Origin of the sequence: Jeotgalicoccus sp. FSL K6-3177 (assembly GCF_038050175.1) — a bacterium.
In the GTDB taxonomy this organism is placed as follows: domain Bacteria; phylum Bacillota; class Bacilli; order Staphylococcales; family Salinicoccaceae; genus Jeotgalicoccus; species Jeotgalicoccus nanhaiensis.
In genome coordinates, this window is the sequence record NZ_JBBOSK010000001.1 from 1,444,419 (window position 1) to 1,461,735 (window position 17,317).

Below are 17,317 nucleotides of genomic sequence, written 5' to 3' on the forward strand. Positions count from 1 at the left end.
ACCACCCGACGCATTGGTCTCAAAATCCAATACTTCTCAAAAGAGTCTTGGTCAGATCCCGACCGGTGGGATCACATAAAAATATTGAACCCCGAAACTTCGCTTAACTGAAGTTTCGGGGTCTTTAATTTCATTATTTTGTTTTACTCGATTTACCTGAGTCCACTTCTTTTCCTGTCTTAAACATCTTGATGCTTACATATAGTAAGATAACAGCCGCAATTAAATTCACTGATGCAAGCAGAATATTCGATGGTAAATGAGAAAAACCATTTATCAGAGATGAAATTCCTAAAATAAATAAAACGATATTAAATAGCTTTGCCAATGTATGTCCTCTTCTCTTACACCTGTTTACGGATTCCGCCACATTACCGGTTTTCTGATTTCCAGATCAAACACCTTACGGTAGCGGTAGGATATGAATGCTGCGAGTATAACCGCAATTACCGCTATAATAATTTCAAATATAAATACATACGACACTCCGATATGACGGTTAATCAGTCCCGTTAGATAAGGCAGTGTAATAAAACCGATACTCGATGACAAGGTCACAAAGGCCGTGCTCGTCCCCTTTTTCTCCGGGAAGAACTGCGCCATCAGGGTAACCGCCAACTGGAAGAGCCCCGATGTTGCCATACCCAGTATAAACGCAATGATGATTAGTATTGTATAGCTTTCAACAAAGAGCAGTGTCGTGAGGGCTGCAATCGCAATTAACGGGTAGATAATTAAAGCCGTAATCGGTCTGAACAATCTGTCCAGCAAGGTTGCTAAAATAATGACTGTCGCAAAGCCCCCGAAGCTGTAAACGCTCAGAAGATTAATTGCCTGTGCTTCCGGCAGTCCCACCACTTCTTCAGCATAAGTCGCAAGCCAGGTCTGGATAATTAAAAACAGTCCCACCGACGTATAGCCGATTGCAATAACTGTAATGCCTTCGCGCAGAAACTTCGGTTTCTCTTTGAAGATTAACTTCTTGACTGGTTTTTTATCTTGTTTAGTTTCTTCTTTAGGCTCTTCCTCCAGCACATTCGCTTCCGGGAACTTCAGCGTCATTAAATGCAGCGCATTAATTAAGAAAATACCCGCCATGATAAAGAAGGTGTAGCCGTAAAACATATCACGCGCCATAAAGAACGTAATCATGAGAGGCAGGATGGTCGAGCCTACCGACATAAATGCTTTGACAAGTACTGTAGCCGAACTCGAACGCTTTCTGAACACTTCTATCAGTGCCGGATACGAACTCGTATCGAGGATGGAGTTCCCCATTCCGGCCAGGAGCGCAAACATAAACGCGATAGTATACGTTGGCGCAAACGGAATCGCAACGAGGAAGACCACATAAAGAAAACACGCTGTAATCAGCATCGGACGCCGTCCGAGATTATCCGATAACTTACCCGCAAACGATAAGGCAATCAGCTTGCCGATTCCGATCGCAGATATTAAAGCCGAAATTGCCGCTGCATCTGTATTAAGCTGTTCTGTTAAAAACCCCATATGGAGGGCAATAATTAAATTGATCATACCCAGTAATATGTAATTGATGTAAATACTCGAGCCGATTCGCAGTTGATTGGACATATATTAAACCTTCTTCTTTTTATGTATTACAGAAGTATATCAAAAATTCAGAAAAATAACAGGGACAATTGAAAATCTGTCCCTGTTATTTTGATTTTATTTTTTCTCTTTATCAGGCGGCACATTCGTCAGTTCCAGACTCACATACATAAAGATTATCGTCACCGCTGTAATCGTAATATATACCCAGAAATACTGGGTAATAGAAGGCGGTGCAAATAAGCCGATCATCAGCATAGCCGTCACGAGCAGCAGCGGAATAATCATCCGTTTTTTCGATTTCTCAGAAACATACTGCTTTTCATGACAGTAATCACACTCTACCCCATTCTCCGAAGCAAAATGTGCCTTAAACAATAACATGCCGGTCCACTGCTTGTTGCAGCTTGCACACTTGGTCATGCAATCTCTCCTCTATATTTTCTTAATCTCTTTTCACTGCCCCGTACTGATATCTCATATCAAACAGAAGCTGAATCAGGCTTTTGCGGTAAGAGATAAATGTTTTGTCATCGATCATTTGATATATTTCATCGATTGATGCCCATTTTACGTCCGATACTTCTTCATTCGGCACTGCCAGTGTTCTTAGGTCCGCTTCACGGTTCACGATGTAGATATCATCATAGCCCCGTTCAAAGGTAATCGATAAATGCGGCAGCTGATTATGTAAATCGATACTGAGACCCAGTTCCTCTTCTGTTTCCCGCATCGCCCCCTGCTGACTCGTTTCACCGGCAGTGACACTCCCGCCTGCTGAGATATCCCACATATTCGGTGCACCGATTTTATTCCCTTGACGTTTTTGAATCAGCATCTGATTTTTACTGTTAAAGATAACCACATGAATGACGAGATGATACGTATCTTTAAGCATGGCATCTCCTCGAGTCATCGTCTGATTGGTCAGTTTTCTATGTTTATCATATAAGTCCCAAAGTTCCATAAGTGCATCCTTCTATGCTTAGACATAATAGATACCTTACCACAATTTAATTTTACACCGCAAGAAATTGAATGGCAAAAAATAACCAGCCGGAGTCCGGCTGGTTTCTCTCTTACTTGTTATAATCCTCAGGGGCATCTTTACGATAATCTTCATCGCCCCACTCATTGTCATCCGGCAGTTTGTAAGTGATGTTTTTCGCATAAAAGATCGGAGATTCTCCTCTGTCCTTCTGCACCTTATAATCTCGCATCAGCTCAAACACCAGCGGACTGAGCGCCACAACCATCATTAAGTTGATAATCGCAAGGAAGGCCATAAAGAGGTCGGCCAGTGTCCAAACCAGCTGAACGCCGAGTACGGCACCGACTGCTGTCATAATGACCACAATCGCTCTGAAGACAAATGTTACTTTCTTATTATCTATAATAAAACTTAAGTTACTCTGTGCATAGAAATAGTTGCCGAGTATTGTTGAAAAGGCAAACAGCAATATAAAGACTGCAATAATCGTTCCGCCGAAGCCGAAGAACTGCTGATCCATAGCTGCCTGGGTGACTGCAATGCCCTGCGGCGCGTCCGCACCGAAGCTTAAGTCTGTATACATCAGTATCACAATCGCCGTTGCTGTACAGACGATAATCGTATCGAAGTATACACCAAGCGACTGAATCAGTCCCTGCTGGACCGGGTGGCGGACGGCAGCTGACGCTGCGGCGTTCGGAGCAGATCCCATCCCCGCTTCATTCGATAACAGTCCGCGCTGGAAACCGTTAATAATGGCAGCACCAATCGCACCGCCGAATACTTCTTCAAGACCGAAGGCATTTATCACAATCGTCTGCAGCATTGGCAGTATCATATCGTAGTTCATAACTAATACTGCTGTAACCAATATTAAGTATAAGGCTGCCATAACCGGAACGATGGCTGTTGCAACATTAGCGATTGATTTCGCGCCGCCGAAAATGACCAGACCGACAAGGGTCGCAACAATAACACCGCTGATTGTCGTATTCACTCCGAAGGCTTCATCATAGGCATTGGCAATTGTATTCGACTGCAGCATAACAAAAACAATACCAAACGTAATCGTCATCAGTACCGCAAAGAGGTAGCCGATGCCTTTTTGATTGAGTCCTTTCGTCATGTAGTAAGCAGGGCCGCCGCGGAAGCCCGATTCTTTATCGCGCACCTTATACACCTGGGCGAGCGTCGCTTCAAAGAAAGCCGTCCCGGCACCTAAGAGTGCCACAATCCACATCCAGAAGACCGCACCGGGTCCGCCGACGACGATGGCCGTTGCGACCCCTGCGATATTCGCTGTCCCGATACGCTGGGCAGCGCTGATTGTAAATGCCTGGAAAGATGAAATTCCTTTCGAACCATCCGGCATTTTCGCCCGTTTTTCTCCGAGGGAAGAAAACATAATCTTCAGCCAGCGGAACTGAACGAATTTTGAAGTGACCGAGAAATATAAGCCGGCTATGATTAACAGCCCGATCAGTATTTCCTCCCACAGTAAATCATTAGCGAAATTTACCGCACTTTCAAAAACATTGAATGCTTGTTCCATCTACTTCACCTATCCTGCATTTTTTTGTATTTATAACGCGCTGAAGTGTGCTTCTGTTACCACACCGAAAGTTTCTTCTTCAACGACAAAAGAGCCGTTGGAATATTTTCCGCTGAGACGCACTTCATTGGCACGCAGTGTGTGAGTATTCGTTTCCGACATAATTTCGATTGTCTGGTCTTTGCCTGCACCTGCCACTGACGCTGCAACGATCCTGTGAGGTTTTGACTTAATATCTTTATACAGCATGGAACCGACCTGGGCTCTTGCACCCGTTTCGAAAATATCTAGACTTGTGCGTTTGACCGCACCTCTGTTCGATACCGTAACGAGATTGCCTTCTTCAGGAATGAGTTCTCCGAAGACGAGCGCATCATCCGCTTTAACGTTCATCGCTTTCACACCTTGCGACTTCAGGCCTGTCGGTGATACTTCACTGACCGGATATTTAAGCGTTAAGCCTTTTTCTGTCACAAAGAGCAAGGATTCACTGCCTGTTTCTGTCATAGAGATGCCGATGACTTCATCATCGCTTTTAAGTTTAATATTAACAATCGGCCGTGAAATACGCGTCGCTTCAAACTCGCTGAGATGAGTCTGTTTGACCTGGCCGTGTTTCGTCGCCATAACGACACTGATATTTTCATCGAATTTCTCGACTGTTGTAGCAAATATTGGTTCTTCTCCATGTTTTAAATTAAAGCGGGACGATAAATGCTGACCCATATCTTTCCATTTAATATCCTGCAGACCGTGAACCGGCATAATCATATAGTTGCCGTAGTTCGTAAAGACGAGCAGCTGCTCTAATGTATGGGACATGCCGCTGAAGAGCGTTTTATCCCCTTCACGCATGCCGAGTTCATCAGGACTCGATGCATTGTAGCTGCGGAGGCTCGTGCGTTTGACATAACCTTCTTTTGTCAGGGAAACGACCGTATCTTCTTTCGCGATCAGCTGTTCTTTTGAGATTTCAATCGTTTCGATTTCATCTTCGATAGAAGTCAGCCGCTCAGAAGCATACTTTTTCTTAATTTCCCTAAGTTCTGCTTTTATAACCTTTTTCAGCTTTTTCTCGTCATTTAAAATTTCAGTCAGCTGATTAATCTGGTACTCAAGATCACTCTGTTCGGTTTCCAGTTCCACGATATCCGTATTCGTTAAACGGTACAGCTGGAGCATGACAATCGCTTCCGCCTGGCGCTCAGTGAAGTCGTAGCGCTCCACAAGATTTTCCTTGGCGTTCCGTTTATTTTCGGATTCTCTGATCGTCCGGATTACTTCATCGAGAATAGATAAAGCTTTAATCAGCCCTTCGATAATGTGCATGCGTTTTTCGGCATGTTCCAGATCGTACTGCGAGCGGTTGGTCACGACGATTTTCTGGTGCTTAATATAGGCTTCCAGTATATCTTTCAGCCCCATCTGCTTCGGTGCCCGGTCACTGATTGCCACCATATTGAAGTTATAGGAAATCTGCAGATCGGTTTTCTTATACAGGTAGTTAATAATGGCATCGATATTCGCGTCTTTCCGCGCTTCGATTACAATTCTTAAACCTTCTCTGTCCGTTTCATCACGGACTTCGATAATACCGTCGACCTGTCTGTCCGCGCGGATTTCGTCCATCTTTTTAACCATATTCGCCTTGTTGACTTCATACGGTATTTCAGTGATGACAATGTTTACCTTGTTGCCTCTCGTTTCTTCTTTAGACACGAGACTCCGGACAACGACGCGGCCGCGGCCTGTTGTATATGCTTTTTTAAGTTCTTTCTTGCCCTGAATAATCCCGCCTGTCGGGAAATCCGGACCTTTGACTATTTCAAGGAGTTCATCGATTGATACTGCCGGCTTATCGATTACTTTTAATGTCGCATCGATTACTTCGCCTAAGTTATGCGGCGGAATATCCGTCGCGTAACCTGCAGAAATACCCGTCGCCCCGTTCACCAGCAGGTTCGGGTATTTCGCTGGCAGGACGGACGGTTCTTTTTCTGTATCATCAAAGTTGTCCATAAACGGCACTGTGTTTTTGTTGAGGTCTCTTAAGAGCTCGTTGGAGATTTCAGCGAGTTTTGCTTCCGTATAACGCATGGCTGCTGCAGGATCTCCGTCGACGCTCCCTTTGTTGCCGTGGATTAAAATGAGTTCTTCACGCATTTTCCAGTCCTGCCCGAGGCGGACCATGGCATCGTATATACTGCTCTCACCGTGCGGGTGATAGTTACCGATGACATTACCGACAGTTTTGGCACTTTTACGGTAATTTTTATCGAAAGTATTACCCTCTTTATACATAGCGTATAAAATACGGCGCTGGACGGGTTTCAGGCCGTCACGCACATCCGGTATTGCACGGTCCTGAATGACATACTTACTGTATCTCCCAAAGCGGTCTCCGATTACATCTTCTAATTTTAATTGCTGCAAGGGGTTATGCTCGGCCATAATCTTCATCACTCTCTGCTAATTTTTCTACATCCTGATTATCAAGAATGCTGTTGCCTTCTTCCAGCGTAAAGGACACGTTTGAATCGATCCATTTACGTCTGATTTCAACGTTGTCACCCATCAGCGTAGTCACACGTTTCAGCGATAATGCTTCATCTTCAATGCGGACCTGGATCAGCGTCCGCGTCTCCGGATTCATCGTCGTTTCCCACAGCTGTTCGGCCATCATTTCACCGAGACCTTTGTAGCGCTGCAGTTCGGCAGAGCCCATTTCTTCCTGGGCTGCCTCAAGTTCATCTTCAGTCCAGACATACTTCACTTCTTTTTTCTTGCCTTTTTTCTCGAGTTTAAAGAGCGGCGGCAGTGCAATATAAATCTTGCCGGCTTCAAAGAGCGGGCGCATATAGTTAAAGAAGAACGTGAGGAGCAGCACCTGAATATGCGCCCCGTCCGTATCCGCATCGGTCATAATAATAATTTTATCGTAGTTGGTATCATCGACTTTAAAGTCAGTGCCGACACCGGCGCCGATTGTATGAATAATCGTATTGATTTCTTCGTTTTTAAAAATATCTTCGAACTTTGCTTTTTCAGTATTGATGACCTTGCCCCGGAGCGGCAGGATAGCCTGGAAACGTCTGTCGCGTCCCTGCTTAGCCGAACCGCCGGCGGAGTCTCCCTCGACTAAGAAGAGTTCATTTTTCTTCGCGTTCTTGCTCTGTGCCGGTGTCAGTTTACCTGACAAAAGTGTATCTCTCGATTTATTTTTCTTGCCGTTCCGCGCTTCTTCACGCGCCTTACGGGCAGCTTCCCGCACCTGGCGCGCTTTAATCGCTTTTTTAACGAGCTGGGTCGATAAGGCGCCGTTTTCTTCTAAATAGTACGGCAGCTGTTCCGTTAATAAAGTTTCCATTAAATTGCGGGCTTCACTCGTACCAAGCTTGCCTTTAGTCTGACCTTCGAACTGGAGCAGGTGTTCGGGCAGCTTGATGGAAATGACTGCAGTCAGCCCTTCCCGGATATCGCTGCCTTCTAGGTTTTTATCTTTTGCTTTCAGTTCGCCGATTTTACGCGCGTACTCGTTAAAGGCGCGGGTGAAGCCGGTTTTAAAGCCGACTTCGTGGGTACCGCCGTCTTTAGTACGGACGTTGTTGACAAATGAAATAATCGTTTCCGAATACTGGTCGTTAAACTGGAAAGCGACTTCGGCAATCATTTCATTATAGGTCCCTTCGAACATGACGATATTGCCGATATCATCCTTGCCCTCATTTAAGAATTCAATGAATGACTTCAGCCCGTCTTCGAACTCGAAGATTTCCTCTTCATCTGTCCGTTTATCGTTAATCGTAATTTTTAAGCCTTTCGTTAAGAAAGCCGACTCCCGCATGCGCTCTGCGATCGTTTCAAAGTTAAAGGCAATTGTCTGTTTAAAGATTTCAGGGTCCGGTTTAAAGGTAACTTCTGTCCCGGTCTCTTTCGTCTTGCCGGTTTCCTTCAGCGGTGTATCGACCTTTCCGCCGTCTTTAAATGATATTTCGTGAATCTTGCCATTGCGGAAGACTCTTATTTTTAGCGATTCGCTCAAAGCGTTCACGACAGAAGATCCAACGCCGTGCAGTCCGCCTGCGGATTTGTAGTTATCCGAGCTGAACTTGCCGCCCGCGTGCAGCACTGTAAAAATAACTTCCGCTGTCGGGCGTCCCGACGAGTGCATGCCTGTCGGCAGCCCGCGGCCATTATCGCGGATCGTAATACTTTCATCTTTGTTAATCGTAATGTTGATTTCGTTCCCGTGGCCGTTAATAATCTCATCGACCGCATTATCGGTAATCTCATATACGAGGTGATGCAGACCTCTCGTATCCGTCGAACCGATATACATACCCGGACGCTTTCTTACAGCATCCAGGCCTTCTAATATTTGAATGGACTCATCAGTATATCCAGTTTGTTTAGCCAAGTCTGTATCCTCCTACAAACAATACAAACGTATGTTCGTTAAATTAATCTACTTATCTATTTTTATATAAAACCTGCATTTTTGCAACAAAATCTATTAAGTTAACATAATATTATTATAGACACCTTATATAAGTGTGTGCGAATATATTTTTTTATGGTAAACTATTAGTACCTGATAGCAAAAGGGGATTATTTAGTGTATACAGTTATTTTATTATTACTTTTCAGTTACCTTTTCGGCTCTATTCCATTCAGCCTGATTATCAGCAAAACATTTTACAATATTGATCTGCGCGAACACGGGAGCGGCAACGTCGGTACGACGAACACCTTCCGTATTCTCGGCAAGAAAGCCGGTATCGTTGTACTGATACTCGACCTGTTAAAAGGAGCGGTCCCTGTATGGGTTGCTATGCTGGTCAGTACTGACGTCGATTTCCCTGTCGTTATTTTCGGGGTTGTCGCAGCCATCGGCCACGTCTATTCGATATTTTTAAAATTCAAAGGCGGCAAGGCAGTCGCAACAGGCGGTGGTGCCATTTTAGCCGCTGCGCCAATTATCTTTCTTATAGTACTGGCGACGTTTTTAATCACTTTGAAATTATCGAAATACGTCTCCCTTGGCAGTGTACTCGCAGCAGTTGCCCTCTTGATCAGCGTGATGTTTACAGGTGATCTGTTTATGATCGGTTTTGGAATTATACTCGGGATTATCGTAATTGTAAAACACATTTCCAATATGAAACGCATTAAGGAAGGCACTGAACCGAAAATTACATTTATGTGATGGGTAACCTAAAAGAAACGGCCTGAAGTCTGGTTTAGACTTTCAGGTCGTTTTTTTCTTGGGCAGTTGTGCCCCGATGAAAGAATCACATGCGGTTCCCTGCCTTAAAATATAAATCCATCAAAGCAATGCTTTGATGGATTTTTCAAATCTGTTTTAAATTCTGCTTAAGCAGATGCAATCTTGTTGCGGAGAACCAGCTGCAGAATGCCGCCGTGTCTGTAGTAGTCTGCTTCTACTTCGGAGTCAAAGCGTACTTTAGCCTGGAAAGTGACTTGTTCGCCGTTTTCTTTCGTTGCAACAACGTCGATGACTTCTCCTGCTGTCACACTTTCATCGATATTGATATCGAAGCTTTCAGAACCGTCAAGACCGTGGTCTTCAGCGTTTTCACCGTTAACAAATTGTAATGGCAGAACGCCCATCATTACTAAGTTTGAACGGTGGATACGTTCGTAGCTCGCAGCGAGAACCGCTTTAACGCCAAGGAGATTAGTTCCTTTAGCTGCCCAGTCACGGCTTGAGCCCATACCATAGTCGTCGCCGGCAACAATCATCAGGCCTGTGCCGTCTTCCTGGTATTTCTGTGATGCTTCGTAAATGCTCATTACATCGCCTGTCGGCCAGTAAGTTGTATAGCCGCCTTCTGTACCCGGTGCAATCAGGTTGCGGATACGAATGTTGGCGAATGTACCGCGCACCATGACTTCGTGGTTACCGCGTCGTGAACCGTAAGAGTTAAAGTCGCGCGGTGATACGCCCTGCTCGATTAACCATTTACCTGCCGGCGTATCTTTACCGATCGCTCCTGCTGGTGAAATGTGGTCAGTCGTTACAGAGTCTCCAAATTTACCAAGTACACGGAGACCGTTTAACGGCTCGATTGTACCTGCTTCTTTAGATAAGTTCTGGAAGAATGACGGGTTTTGGATATATGTTGAGCTTTCATCAAAATCGTATAATGGTGCATCTGTAACGTCGATTTTGTTCCAAGTTTCGTTGGAGTCGAATACTGTTTCGTATTCTTTTCTGAATAATTCAGGTGTCACTGTAGACATTACTGTGTCTCTGACTTCTTTAATTGAAGGCCAGATATCTTTCATGTACACATCATTGCCATCTTTATCTTTTCCTAACGGCTCGTTGCGAAGATCGATATCTACTGTACCTGCCAGTGCGTATGCCACAACAAGCTGAGGCGAAGCTAAGTAGTTCGCTTTCACTAACGGGTGGATACGTCCTTCAAAGTTACGGTTACCTGATAAAACAGATGATACAAGCATATCGTTATCAACGATTGTTTTCGTGACTTCAGGGCGTAATGGACCTGAGTTACCGATACATGTTGTACAGCCGTAACCAACTAAGTTGAAGCCAAGCTGGTCAAGGTAAGGCTGAAGACCTGCGTCTTCTAGGTAGCCTGTAACAACTTTAGAACCTGGTGCGAGTGACGTCTTAACGTATTTCGGCACAGTCAGTCCTTTTTCGACTGCTTTTTTAGCGATTAAACCGGCACCGAGCATAACGTACGGGTTAGATGTGTTGGTACATGATGTAATCGCTGCGATTACAAGGTCACCTGTTTTCAGCTCATCTTTGTCGCCGTCGTTGTACTCTACAGCTGCTGTTTTATCGAATTCTTCTTCAGTTAAGCCGTGGCCGTGGTTGCCGCTCTCAGCTGTTACTGATTTTCTGTATTCTTCTTTCATATCTGATAAGTTGATTAAGTCCTGAGGACGTTTTGGTCCTGCAAGTGATGATTCAACTGTAGATAAATCAAGCTCGACAACGTCAGTATAAGTCGGCTCGACTGATGGATCGAAGAAGAGATTGTTTTCTTTCAGGTATTCGCGGACAACGTCTACGTGGTTGCTGTCGCGGCCTGTCAGTCTTAAGTAATCGAGAGTTTCATCGTCAACTGCGAAGAATCCGCAAGTCGCACCGTATTCAGGCGCCATGTTTGCGATTGTTGCGCGGTCAGCAAGCGGTAATTCTGTTACCCCTTTACCGAAGAACTCAACAAATTTACCGACAACGCCTTTCTTTCTAAGCTCTTCAGTTACTCTTAGAGCAAGGTCAGTTGCAGTTGTACCTTCAGGTAATGAGTTAGTCATCTTCACACCGATAACTTCTGGAACCGGGAAGTATGAAGGCTGTCCAAGCATACTTGCTTCAGCTTCAATACCGCCGACACCCCAGCCGAGAACGCCGAGACCGTTTATCATTGTCGTGTGTGAGTCAGTTCCCACTAATGTATCCGGATAAAGTACCTGTTCGCCGTCTTCTTCTCTTGAATGCACTACATTTGCGAGGTACTCAAGGTTGACCTGGTGAACGATACCAGTCGCTGGCGGAACTGCCTGATAGTTGTCGAAGGCTTTAGTTGCCCAGCGCAGGAACTCATAACGCTCCATGTTGCGCTCGAACTCAAGGTCCATGTTTTTCTGCAAGGCATTTAAGCTGCCGTACTCATCAACCTGCACCGAGTGGTCAATGACTAAGTCAACCGGTACTTCCGGGTTAATTTTCTGAACGTCGCCTTCTACATCATCCATAGCTTTACGCAGTGATGCAAGGTCAACTACCGCAGGCACCCCTGTAAAGTCCTGCAGAATAACGCGGGAAGGTTTAAACGGAACTTCCTTACCTTTAATATCCCCTTTATCCCAGTTTGCCAATGCTTCAATGTGGTCATCATTGATGACTCTGCCATCGTACTGTCTTAATACTGATTCAAGTAATACACGAATTGAATACGGCAGGTTTTCAGATTTGCTCATGCCTTTGTCTGCAAGCGACTGCAGGCTGTAATAAGTATAATCTTTACCATTTACCGATAATGTCTGACGAGAATTGTCTTTCACATTCTTTGACATCATTAAAAGCCCCCTCTAAATTTAGTCATCCTAATTGTATACTTACTCCGAAGCTAAAGTAAATGCTTTCAGAAAAATTAGTGATATGAATAAGCTTGTGATATGGATAACATTTATTTATCTTTAATTATAACATTCATAACTAAACATTATTAATAAAATGCTTATTTTCGCTGTGTTAAGATATTATTAAAATGTAAAATCACACTTGAAATCAGTGTTTTTTCATGTAATATAATTAAAGTTAGCAAATCAAATACACAGGAGGTCATATTATGTGGCAGGAATTTAAAGACTTTATGTTGCGCGGCAACGTTCTAGATTTGGCAGTCGCAGTAGTCATCGGGGCCGCGTTCGGTAAAATCGTCCAGGCGCTGGTTGAAAATATCATTATGCCGTCAATCGCTTTGATTTTCGGAGACACGGACTTTGCATCTGACTGGCAGTACATGGGAATTACTTACGGTGTCTTCATTCAGGCAATTATCGACTTTATCATCGTTGGTGCAGCAGTATTTGTCTTCGTTAAAGTTGTCAATAAGTTAACCAGAAACCGCTTTGTCGAAGAAGAAGCAGAAGACGAGCAGCTGGTGCTGCTGCGTGAAATGCGGGATTCCTTAAAAGGTATGGAAGACAGCAAAAAAGATGGTACTGGTTTATAATTTTTGAAGAGCACATGGTGTGCTCTTTTTTTGTTGGGTTATTTTTTTGTCGGGCTCATGTATACGTATTTGTTGTTGCGTAGGCGTGAGCGGTTGTCATGTATACGTATTTGTCGATGCATAGGCGTGAAGCTGCTTCATGTATACGTATTTGTCCATGCATAGGCGTGAGGCTGCTTCATGTATACGTATTTGTCGATGCATAGGCGTGAACGGCTGTCATGTATACGTATTTGTCGATGCATAGGCGTGACGCCGTTTCATGTATACGCATTTGTCCTTGCATAGGCGTGACGCCGTTTCATGTATACGCATAGCCTCTTTCATCGGTATGACGGTGCGTCATGTATACGCATTTACTTTTACATAGTCATGACCGCTTCTCATGTATATCCGCATCTCCCATAAACCTCTCCAAGGAGAAAAAAAGCAGCAGAGACCCCCGCCCCTGCTGCTTTAAATTCCTATTCTTCTCTTAATCCTTTTTTCACTTCACTGATAAAGTACAGGCTGCCTGTCACGAGCAGCAGATCTCCGTCAAAATGTTTCACATAGTCTACATAGTCTTTAACGAAGTGTTTATCCGGATGATCAATAGCATTAAACAGCACTTCCCCGTCTTCTGCTTTAAAGAAGTCGAATTCTGTTACATTGAAAGTGTCCGCAAGCATACCGATTTTGTATACCATCGTATCGAGCGGCTTGCCTTTGACTGCGGAGAACAGTACGGTGATTTTCTTGTCGCCGTAATTCGACCGCATCGTATCCACTAGAGCATCCACCGCTTCATTGTTGTGCGCGCCGTCTAAAATAATAAGCGGGTCTTCGCTGATTCTCTCAATCCGGCCGGTCCAGAAGGTTTTCTCAACACCCTGGATCATCTTGTTGACGTCGAGTTTGACTAAATCGCGTTCCATCATTTCAAGGAGCGCCGCAATCGCAATCGAGGCGTTTTCCTGCTGGTGGCGGCCGAGCATTTCCAGTTTAATATCGTCAAAGTCAAATTTGCCGTATTTAAAACTGAATTCCTCACCGTTTTCCGTCAAAATAATATCCCGGGAGAATTCGATGCCTTTGGCGTTCTTCTCATCCAGCACTTTGTAAATATAGTCGCGGCATGTATCGTCTTTGACGTTAAAGACGAGCGGAATATTTTCTTTAATGACGCCGGACTTATCCTTAGTGATGTCTAAAAGCGTATCACCGAGAATGTCGATATGATCAAGACCGATGCTGGTGAGAAGTGTCATGACCGGACTAAAGACATTGGTCGAGTCATGGGTTGCGCCGAGGCCCGCTTCCACCAGTACGTAATCTACCGGATGCACGTTACCGAAGTAGACGAACATCATCATCGTAATAATCTCAAATTCCGTGGCGTTGCCGAGATCGGTTTCTTCGATCATGCGCTCCGAGACCGGGCGCACGAGGTTAGCTAAGAGGGCAATATCTTCATCTGAAATCGGCTTGCCGTCAATCGAAATGCGTTCATTGAAGACTTCGATATAAGGAGATGTAAAGCTCCCGACTGTATAGCCGTTTTCATTCAGTGCACTCCGCATATACGACAACGTCGAGCCCTTGCCGTTGGTGCCAACAATGTGAACGCCTGTAATTTTTCTTTCAGGATGGTCTAACTCCCCGAGCATCCATTCCATGCGCTTCACACCAGGCTTAATGCCAAATTTCGTCCGTTCGTGTATCCACTTCAGACTGTCCTGATAATCCATCGGCTATTCCACACCTCTCAAGCTCTTAAGGCGCGCCTCAACTTCTTCATACTGCGCCTCGTAGCCCGCTTGTTTTTTACGTTCTTCTTCTACGATTGCATCAGGCGCATTGCTGACAAATTTCTCATTGTTCAGCTTGCCTGCCACGCGTTTTAACTCAGACTGAAGACGGTCCAGTTCTTTTTCAAGACGCGCGATTTCTTCTTCTTTGTTGATAAGTCCAGCGAGCGGCAGGACAACTGTTGCTCCTTTTACAACGTCTGTCTTATCATCGTCACCCTTGTCGATTGATGCAGAAATAGTTAAATGTTCCGGGTTTGTAAAGTGCTCGATGTAATGCTTGTTGCGCTCAACCGCAGCCCGTCTCGCATCATCTTTCACTTCCAGTTTAATATCGATTGGTTTCGATAACGGCGTGTTGACTTCGTTGCGTGTCGTTCTGACTGATTTAATGATATTAACGAGCAGTTCCATTTCAGCCGACGCATCGTCGAAACTTAAAGTCTCGTCGACAACCGGCCAGTCGCTCACGACAATCGATGTTTCTTTATTAATCGTCTGATAAATTTCATCCGTTACGAACGGCATGAACGGGTGCAGCATTTTCAGAATTTTATCGAGTGTATATAAGAGCACTGAACGCGTCATCTGTTTCTCTTCGTCCGTTCCGTGAGTCATCGGCACCTTGGCCATCTCGATATACCAGTCACAGAAGTCATCCCAGATGAAGTTGTAGAGCGCCCGCCCCACTTCACCGAACTCGTAGTCTTCAGACAGGCGGGTTACATCTGCGATTGTCTCGTTAAGACGAGTGAGAATCCACTTGTCAGCGAGCGATTTATCGCCCTCTAAGTTAATGTCTGCAAGCGTAAAGTCCTCACCGATGTTCATCAGTGCGAAGCGCGAAGCATTCCAGATCTTGTTGATAAAGTTCCAGACGCTTTCCACTTTTTCGTCACTGTAGCGAAGGTCCTGCCCCGGCGTTGAACCGGTCGATAAGAAGTAACGGAGCGCATCCGCACCGTACTTGTCGATAACATCCATCGGGTCAACCCCGTTGCCGAGTGATTTCGACATCTTGCGGTTCTGCTCATCGCGGACCAGGCCGTGCAGGAGCACATCGTCAAACGGTTTCTCGCCGGTCTGCTCGAGAGATGAGAAGATCATGCGCGCCACCCAGAAGAAGATGATGTCGTAACCCGTCACCAGCACATTAGTCGGGAAGTATTTAGCAAGGTCAGGCGTTTCTTCCGGCCAGCCCATCGTAGAGAACGGCCAGAGCGCGCTTGAGAACCAAGTATCGAGGACATCTTCGTCCTGCGTCCAGTTTTCACTGTCTTCCGGCGCTTCCTCACCGACGTAAATTTCACCTGTTTCGTTATGATACCAGGCAGGAATCTGGTGGCCCCACCATAACTGGCGAGAAATAACCCAGTCGCGAATGTTTTCCATCCAGCCGTTAAAGGTATGCTCAAAACGGTTCGGCACAAAGTCGATGCGGTTGTCCGTGTTCTGGTTGTCGAGACTCTTTTCAGCGAGCGGCTTCATGCTGACGAACCACTGCGTCGACAGATACGGTTCAACGATAGCGTTCGAGCGCTCAGAGTGACCGACAGAGTGCATATGCGCTTCAATTTTCAGCATATAGCCCTCGTCTTCAAGGTCACCAACCAGCTGTTTGCGGCAGTCGAAACGGTCTAGCCCTTCATATTTGCCGCCGAGCTCGTTAATTACACCGTTCGGGTGCATGACGTTAATGCGTTCAAGATCGTGGCGGTTACCGATTTCAAAGTCGTTCGGGTCGTGTGCCGGTGTCACTTTCATAGCGCCGGAGCCGAAATCTTTATCGACGTAAGTATCTGCAATAATCGGCAGTTCGCGGCCGACAATCGGCAAAGTAACCGTCTTGCCGATAAGGTCCTGGTAGCGTTCGTCATCCGGATGAACCACAACTGCTGTATCCCCGAGCATGGTCTCAGGACGCGTCGTTGCGATTTCAAGGTAGCCGGAACCGTCAGTCAGCGGATATTTCACGTGATAGAACTTGCCTTCAATATCTTTGTGAATAACTTCGATATCACTGAGTGCCGTCTCGGTTTCCGGGTCCCAGTTAATAATATATTCACCACGGTAAATTAAGTCTTTGTTATACATGTCAACGAATACTTTACGCACTGCTTTTGACAGACCTGAATCGAGCGTAAAGCGCTCTTTATCGTAATCGAGACCGAGGCCCATTTTCGCCCACTGTTCGCGGATATGAGAAGCGTACTCCTCTTTCCAGTTCCAGGCGTGCTCTAAAAACTTCTCACGGCCGATATCAGATGCTTTAATGCCAGTTTCACGAAGGCGCGCGTCCACCTTAGCCTGCGTCGCAATTCCAGCATGATCCATCCCGGGCAGATACAGTACATCGTAGCCCTGCATGCGCTTCATGCGCGTAATAATATCCTGCAGCGTCGTATCCCAGGCGTGGCCGAGGTGCAGCTTCCCTGTCACGTTCGGCGGCGGAATGACGATGGAAAACGGTTCTTTACTGCTTGTTACATCAGATTTAAATAAGCCTGCTTTAACCCAATTCTCATACTTGCCCTCTTCAACTTCAGCCGGATTATACTTTTTCGGCATTTCCATATCGATCACTCCTTATTATTTTAAAAACAAAAAACTCCAGTCCAGTAATAGGACGGGAGTTCCGCGGTGCCACCTAAATTCAGGCTATGAGCCT

12 protein-coding genes and 1 other annotated feature (1 of these 13 running past the window's edge) are annotated in these 17,317 nt (G+C 45.4%); of the genes, 2 read left to right on the plus strand and 10 right to left on the minus strand.

Annotated features, from left to right (window positions below; all coding sequences use genetic code 11):
* Positions 1-133: 133 nt before the first annotated feature.
* From MHH58_RS07230 to parE, 7 genes are all read right to left on the minus strand, one after another.
* Positions 134-328 carry a hypothetical protein gene (locus MHH58_RS07230; protein WP_341345481.1) on the minus strand — a complete coding sequence of 65 codons (195 nt, stop codon included), beginning with the start codon at positions 326-328 and terminating at the stop codon, positions 134-136.
* A 26-nt stretch (positions 329-354) separates the two neighbouring features.
* Positions 355-1,593: an MFS transporter gene (locus tag MHH58_RS07235; RefSeq protein WP_341345482.1), complete on the minus strand. Its 1,239-nt coding sequence runs from the start codon at positions 1,591-1,593 to the stop codon at positions 355-357.
* Between the two features lie 96 nt (positions 1,594-1,689).
* Positions 1,690-1,995 (minus strand): TIGR04104 family putative zinc finger protein, encoded by a 306-nt coding sequence (locus MHH58_RS07240; RefSeq protein ID WP_341345483.1) that lies wholly within the window; start codon positions 1,993-1,995, stop codon positions 1,690-1,692.
* 22 nt (positions 1,996-2,017) lie between these two features.
* On the minus strand, positions 2,018-2,539 hold the full coding sequence (locus MHH58_RS07245) for an NUDIX hydrolase (protein WP_341345484.1): 522 nt from the start codon (positions 2,537-2,539) through the stop codon (positions 2,018-2,020).
* A 112-nt stretch (positions 2,540-2,651) separates the two neighbouring features.
* Positions 2,652-4,115, minus strand: coding sequence for an alanine/glycine:cation symporter family protein (locus MHH58_RS07250; protein WP_341345485.1), 1,464 nt, complete (start codon positions 4,113-4,115; stop codon positions 2,652-2,654).
* A gap of 30 nt (positions 4,116-4,145) precedes the next feature.
* The gene (gene parC, locus MHH58_RS07255; RefSeq protein WP_341345486.1) at positions 4,146-6,566 is read right to left on the minus strand and encodes a DNA topoisomerase IV subunit A; all 2,421 of its coding nucleotides are present in this window, start codon (positions 6,564-6,566) and stop codon (positions 4,146-4,148) included.
* Positions 6,553-8,532 (minus strand): DNA topoisomerase IV subunit B, encoded by a 1,980-nt coding sequence (gene parE, locus MHH58_RS07260; RefSeq protein WP_341345487.1) that lies wholly within the window; start codon positions 8,530-8,532, stop codon positions 6,553-6,555. Before parE ends, parC begins: the two co-directional genes overlap by 14 nt.
* A gap of 198 nt (positions 8,533-8,730) precedes the next feature.
* On the opposite strand from parE, the gene plsY reads away from it, so the two are divergent.
* Positions 8,731-9,321, plus strand: coding sequence for a glycerol-3-phosphate 1-O-acyltransferase PlsY (gene plsY / locus MHH58_RS07265; protein WP_341345488.1), 591 nt, complete (start codon positions 8,731-8,733; stop codon positions 9,319-9,321).
* A gap of 167 nt (positions 9,322-9,488) precedes the next feature.
* Here the strand turns inward: plsY and acnA are convergent, their stop codons facing one another.
* On the minus strand, positions 9,489-12,197 hold the full coding sequence (gene acnA, locus MHH58_RS07270; protein ID WP_341346095.1) for an aconitate hydratase AcnA: 2,709 nt from the start codon (positions 12,195-12,197) through the stop codon (positions 9,489-9,491).
* Between the two features lie 275 nt (positions 12,198-12,472).
* On the opposite strand from acnA, the gene mscL reads away from it, so the two are divergent.
* Positions 12,473-12,859: a large conductance mechanosensitive channel protein MscL gene (mscL, locus tag MHH58_RS07275; RefSeq protein ID WP_135097054.1), complete on the plus strand. Its 387-nt coding sequence runs from the start codon at positions 12,473-12,475 to the stop codon at positions 12,857-12,859.
* 464 nt (positions 12,860-13,323) lie between these two features.
* Here the strand turns inward: mscL and MHH58_RS07280 are convergent, their stop codons facing one another.
* Together MHH58_RS07280 and MHH58_RS07285 are read right to left on the minus strand one after the other, a co-directional pair.
* Complete coding sequence (locus MHH58_RS07280) at positions 13,324-14,589, minus strand: bifunctional folylpolyglutamate synthase/dihydrofolate synthase (RefSeq protein ID WP_341345489.1); 1,266 nt, start codon at positions 14,587-14,589, stop codon at positions 13,324-13,326.
* 3 nt (positions 14,590-14,592) lie between these two features.
* Positions 14,593-17,223, minus strand: a complete 2,631-nt coding sequence (locus MHH58_RS07285) for a valine--tRNA ligase (RefSeq protein WP_341345490.1) — start codon at positions 17,221-17,223, stop codon at positions 14,593-14,595.
* Positions 17,224-17,268: 45 nt separating this feature from the next.
* Positions 17,269-17,317, minus strand: a binding site (T-box leader); it runs 177 nt beyond the window's last position.

Coding starts and splice junctions, on each gene's coding strand:
- MHH58_RS07280 (WP_341345489.1), bottom strand. CDS start 14,589: ATGGATTATCAGGACAGTCTGAAGTGGATACACGAACGGACGAAATTT.
- MHH58_RS07250 (WP_341345485.1), bottom strand. CDS start 4,115: ATGGAACAAGCATTCAATGTTTTTGAAAGTGCGGTAAATTTCGCTAAT.
- mscL (WP_135097054.1), top strand. CDS start 12,473: ATGTGGCAGGAATTTAAAGACTTTATGTTGCGCGGCAACGTTCTAGAT.
- MHH58_RS07285 (WP_341345490.1), bottom strand. CDS start 17,223: ATGGAAATGCCGAAAAAGTATAATCCGGCTGAAGTTGAAGAGGGCAAG.
- MHH58_RS07235 (WP_341345482.1), bottom strand. CDS start 1,593: ATGTCCAATCAACTGCGAATCGGCTCGAGTATTTACATCAATTACATA.
- MHH58_RS07245 (WP_341345484.1), bottom strand. CDS start 2,539: ATGGAACTTTGGGACTTATATGATAAACATAGAAAACTGACCAATCAG.
- acnA (WP_341346095.1), bottom strand. CDS start 12,197: ATGTCAAAGAATGTGAAAGACAATTCTCGTCAGACATTATCGGTAAAT.
- parC (WP_341345486.1), bottom strand. CDS start 6,566: ATGGCCGAGCATAACCCCTTGCAGCAATTAAAATTAGAAGATGTAATC.
- MHH58_RS07240 (WP_341345483.1), bottom strand. CDS start 1,995: ATGACCAAGTGTGCAAGCTGCAACAAGCAGTGGACCGGCATGTTATTG.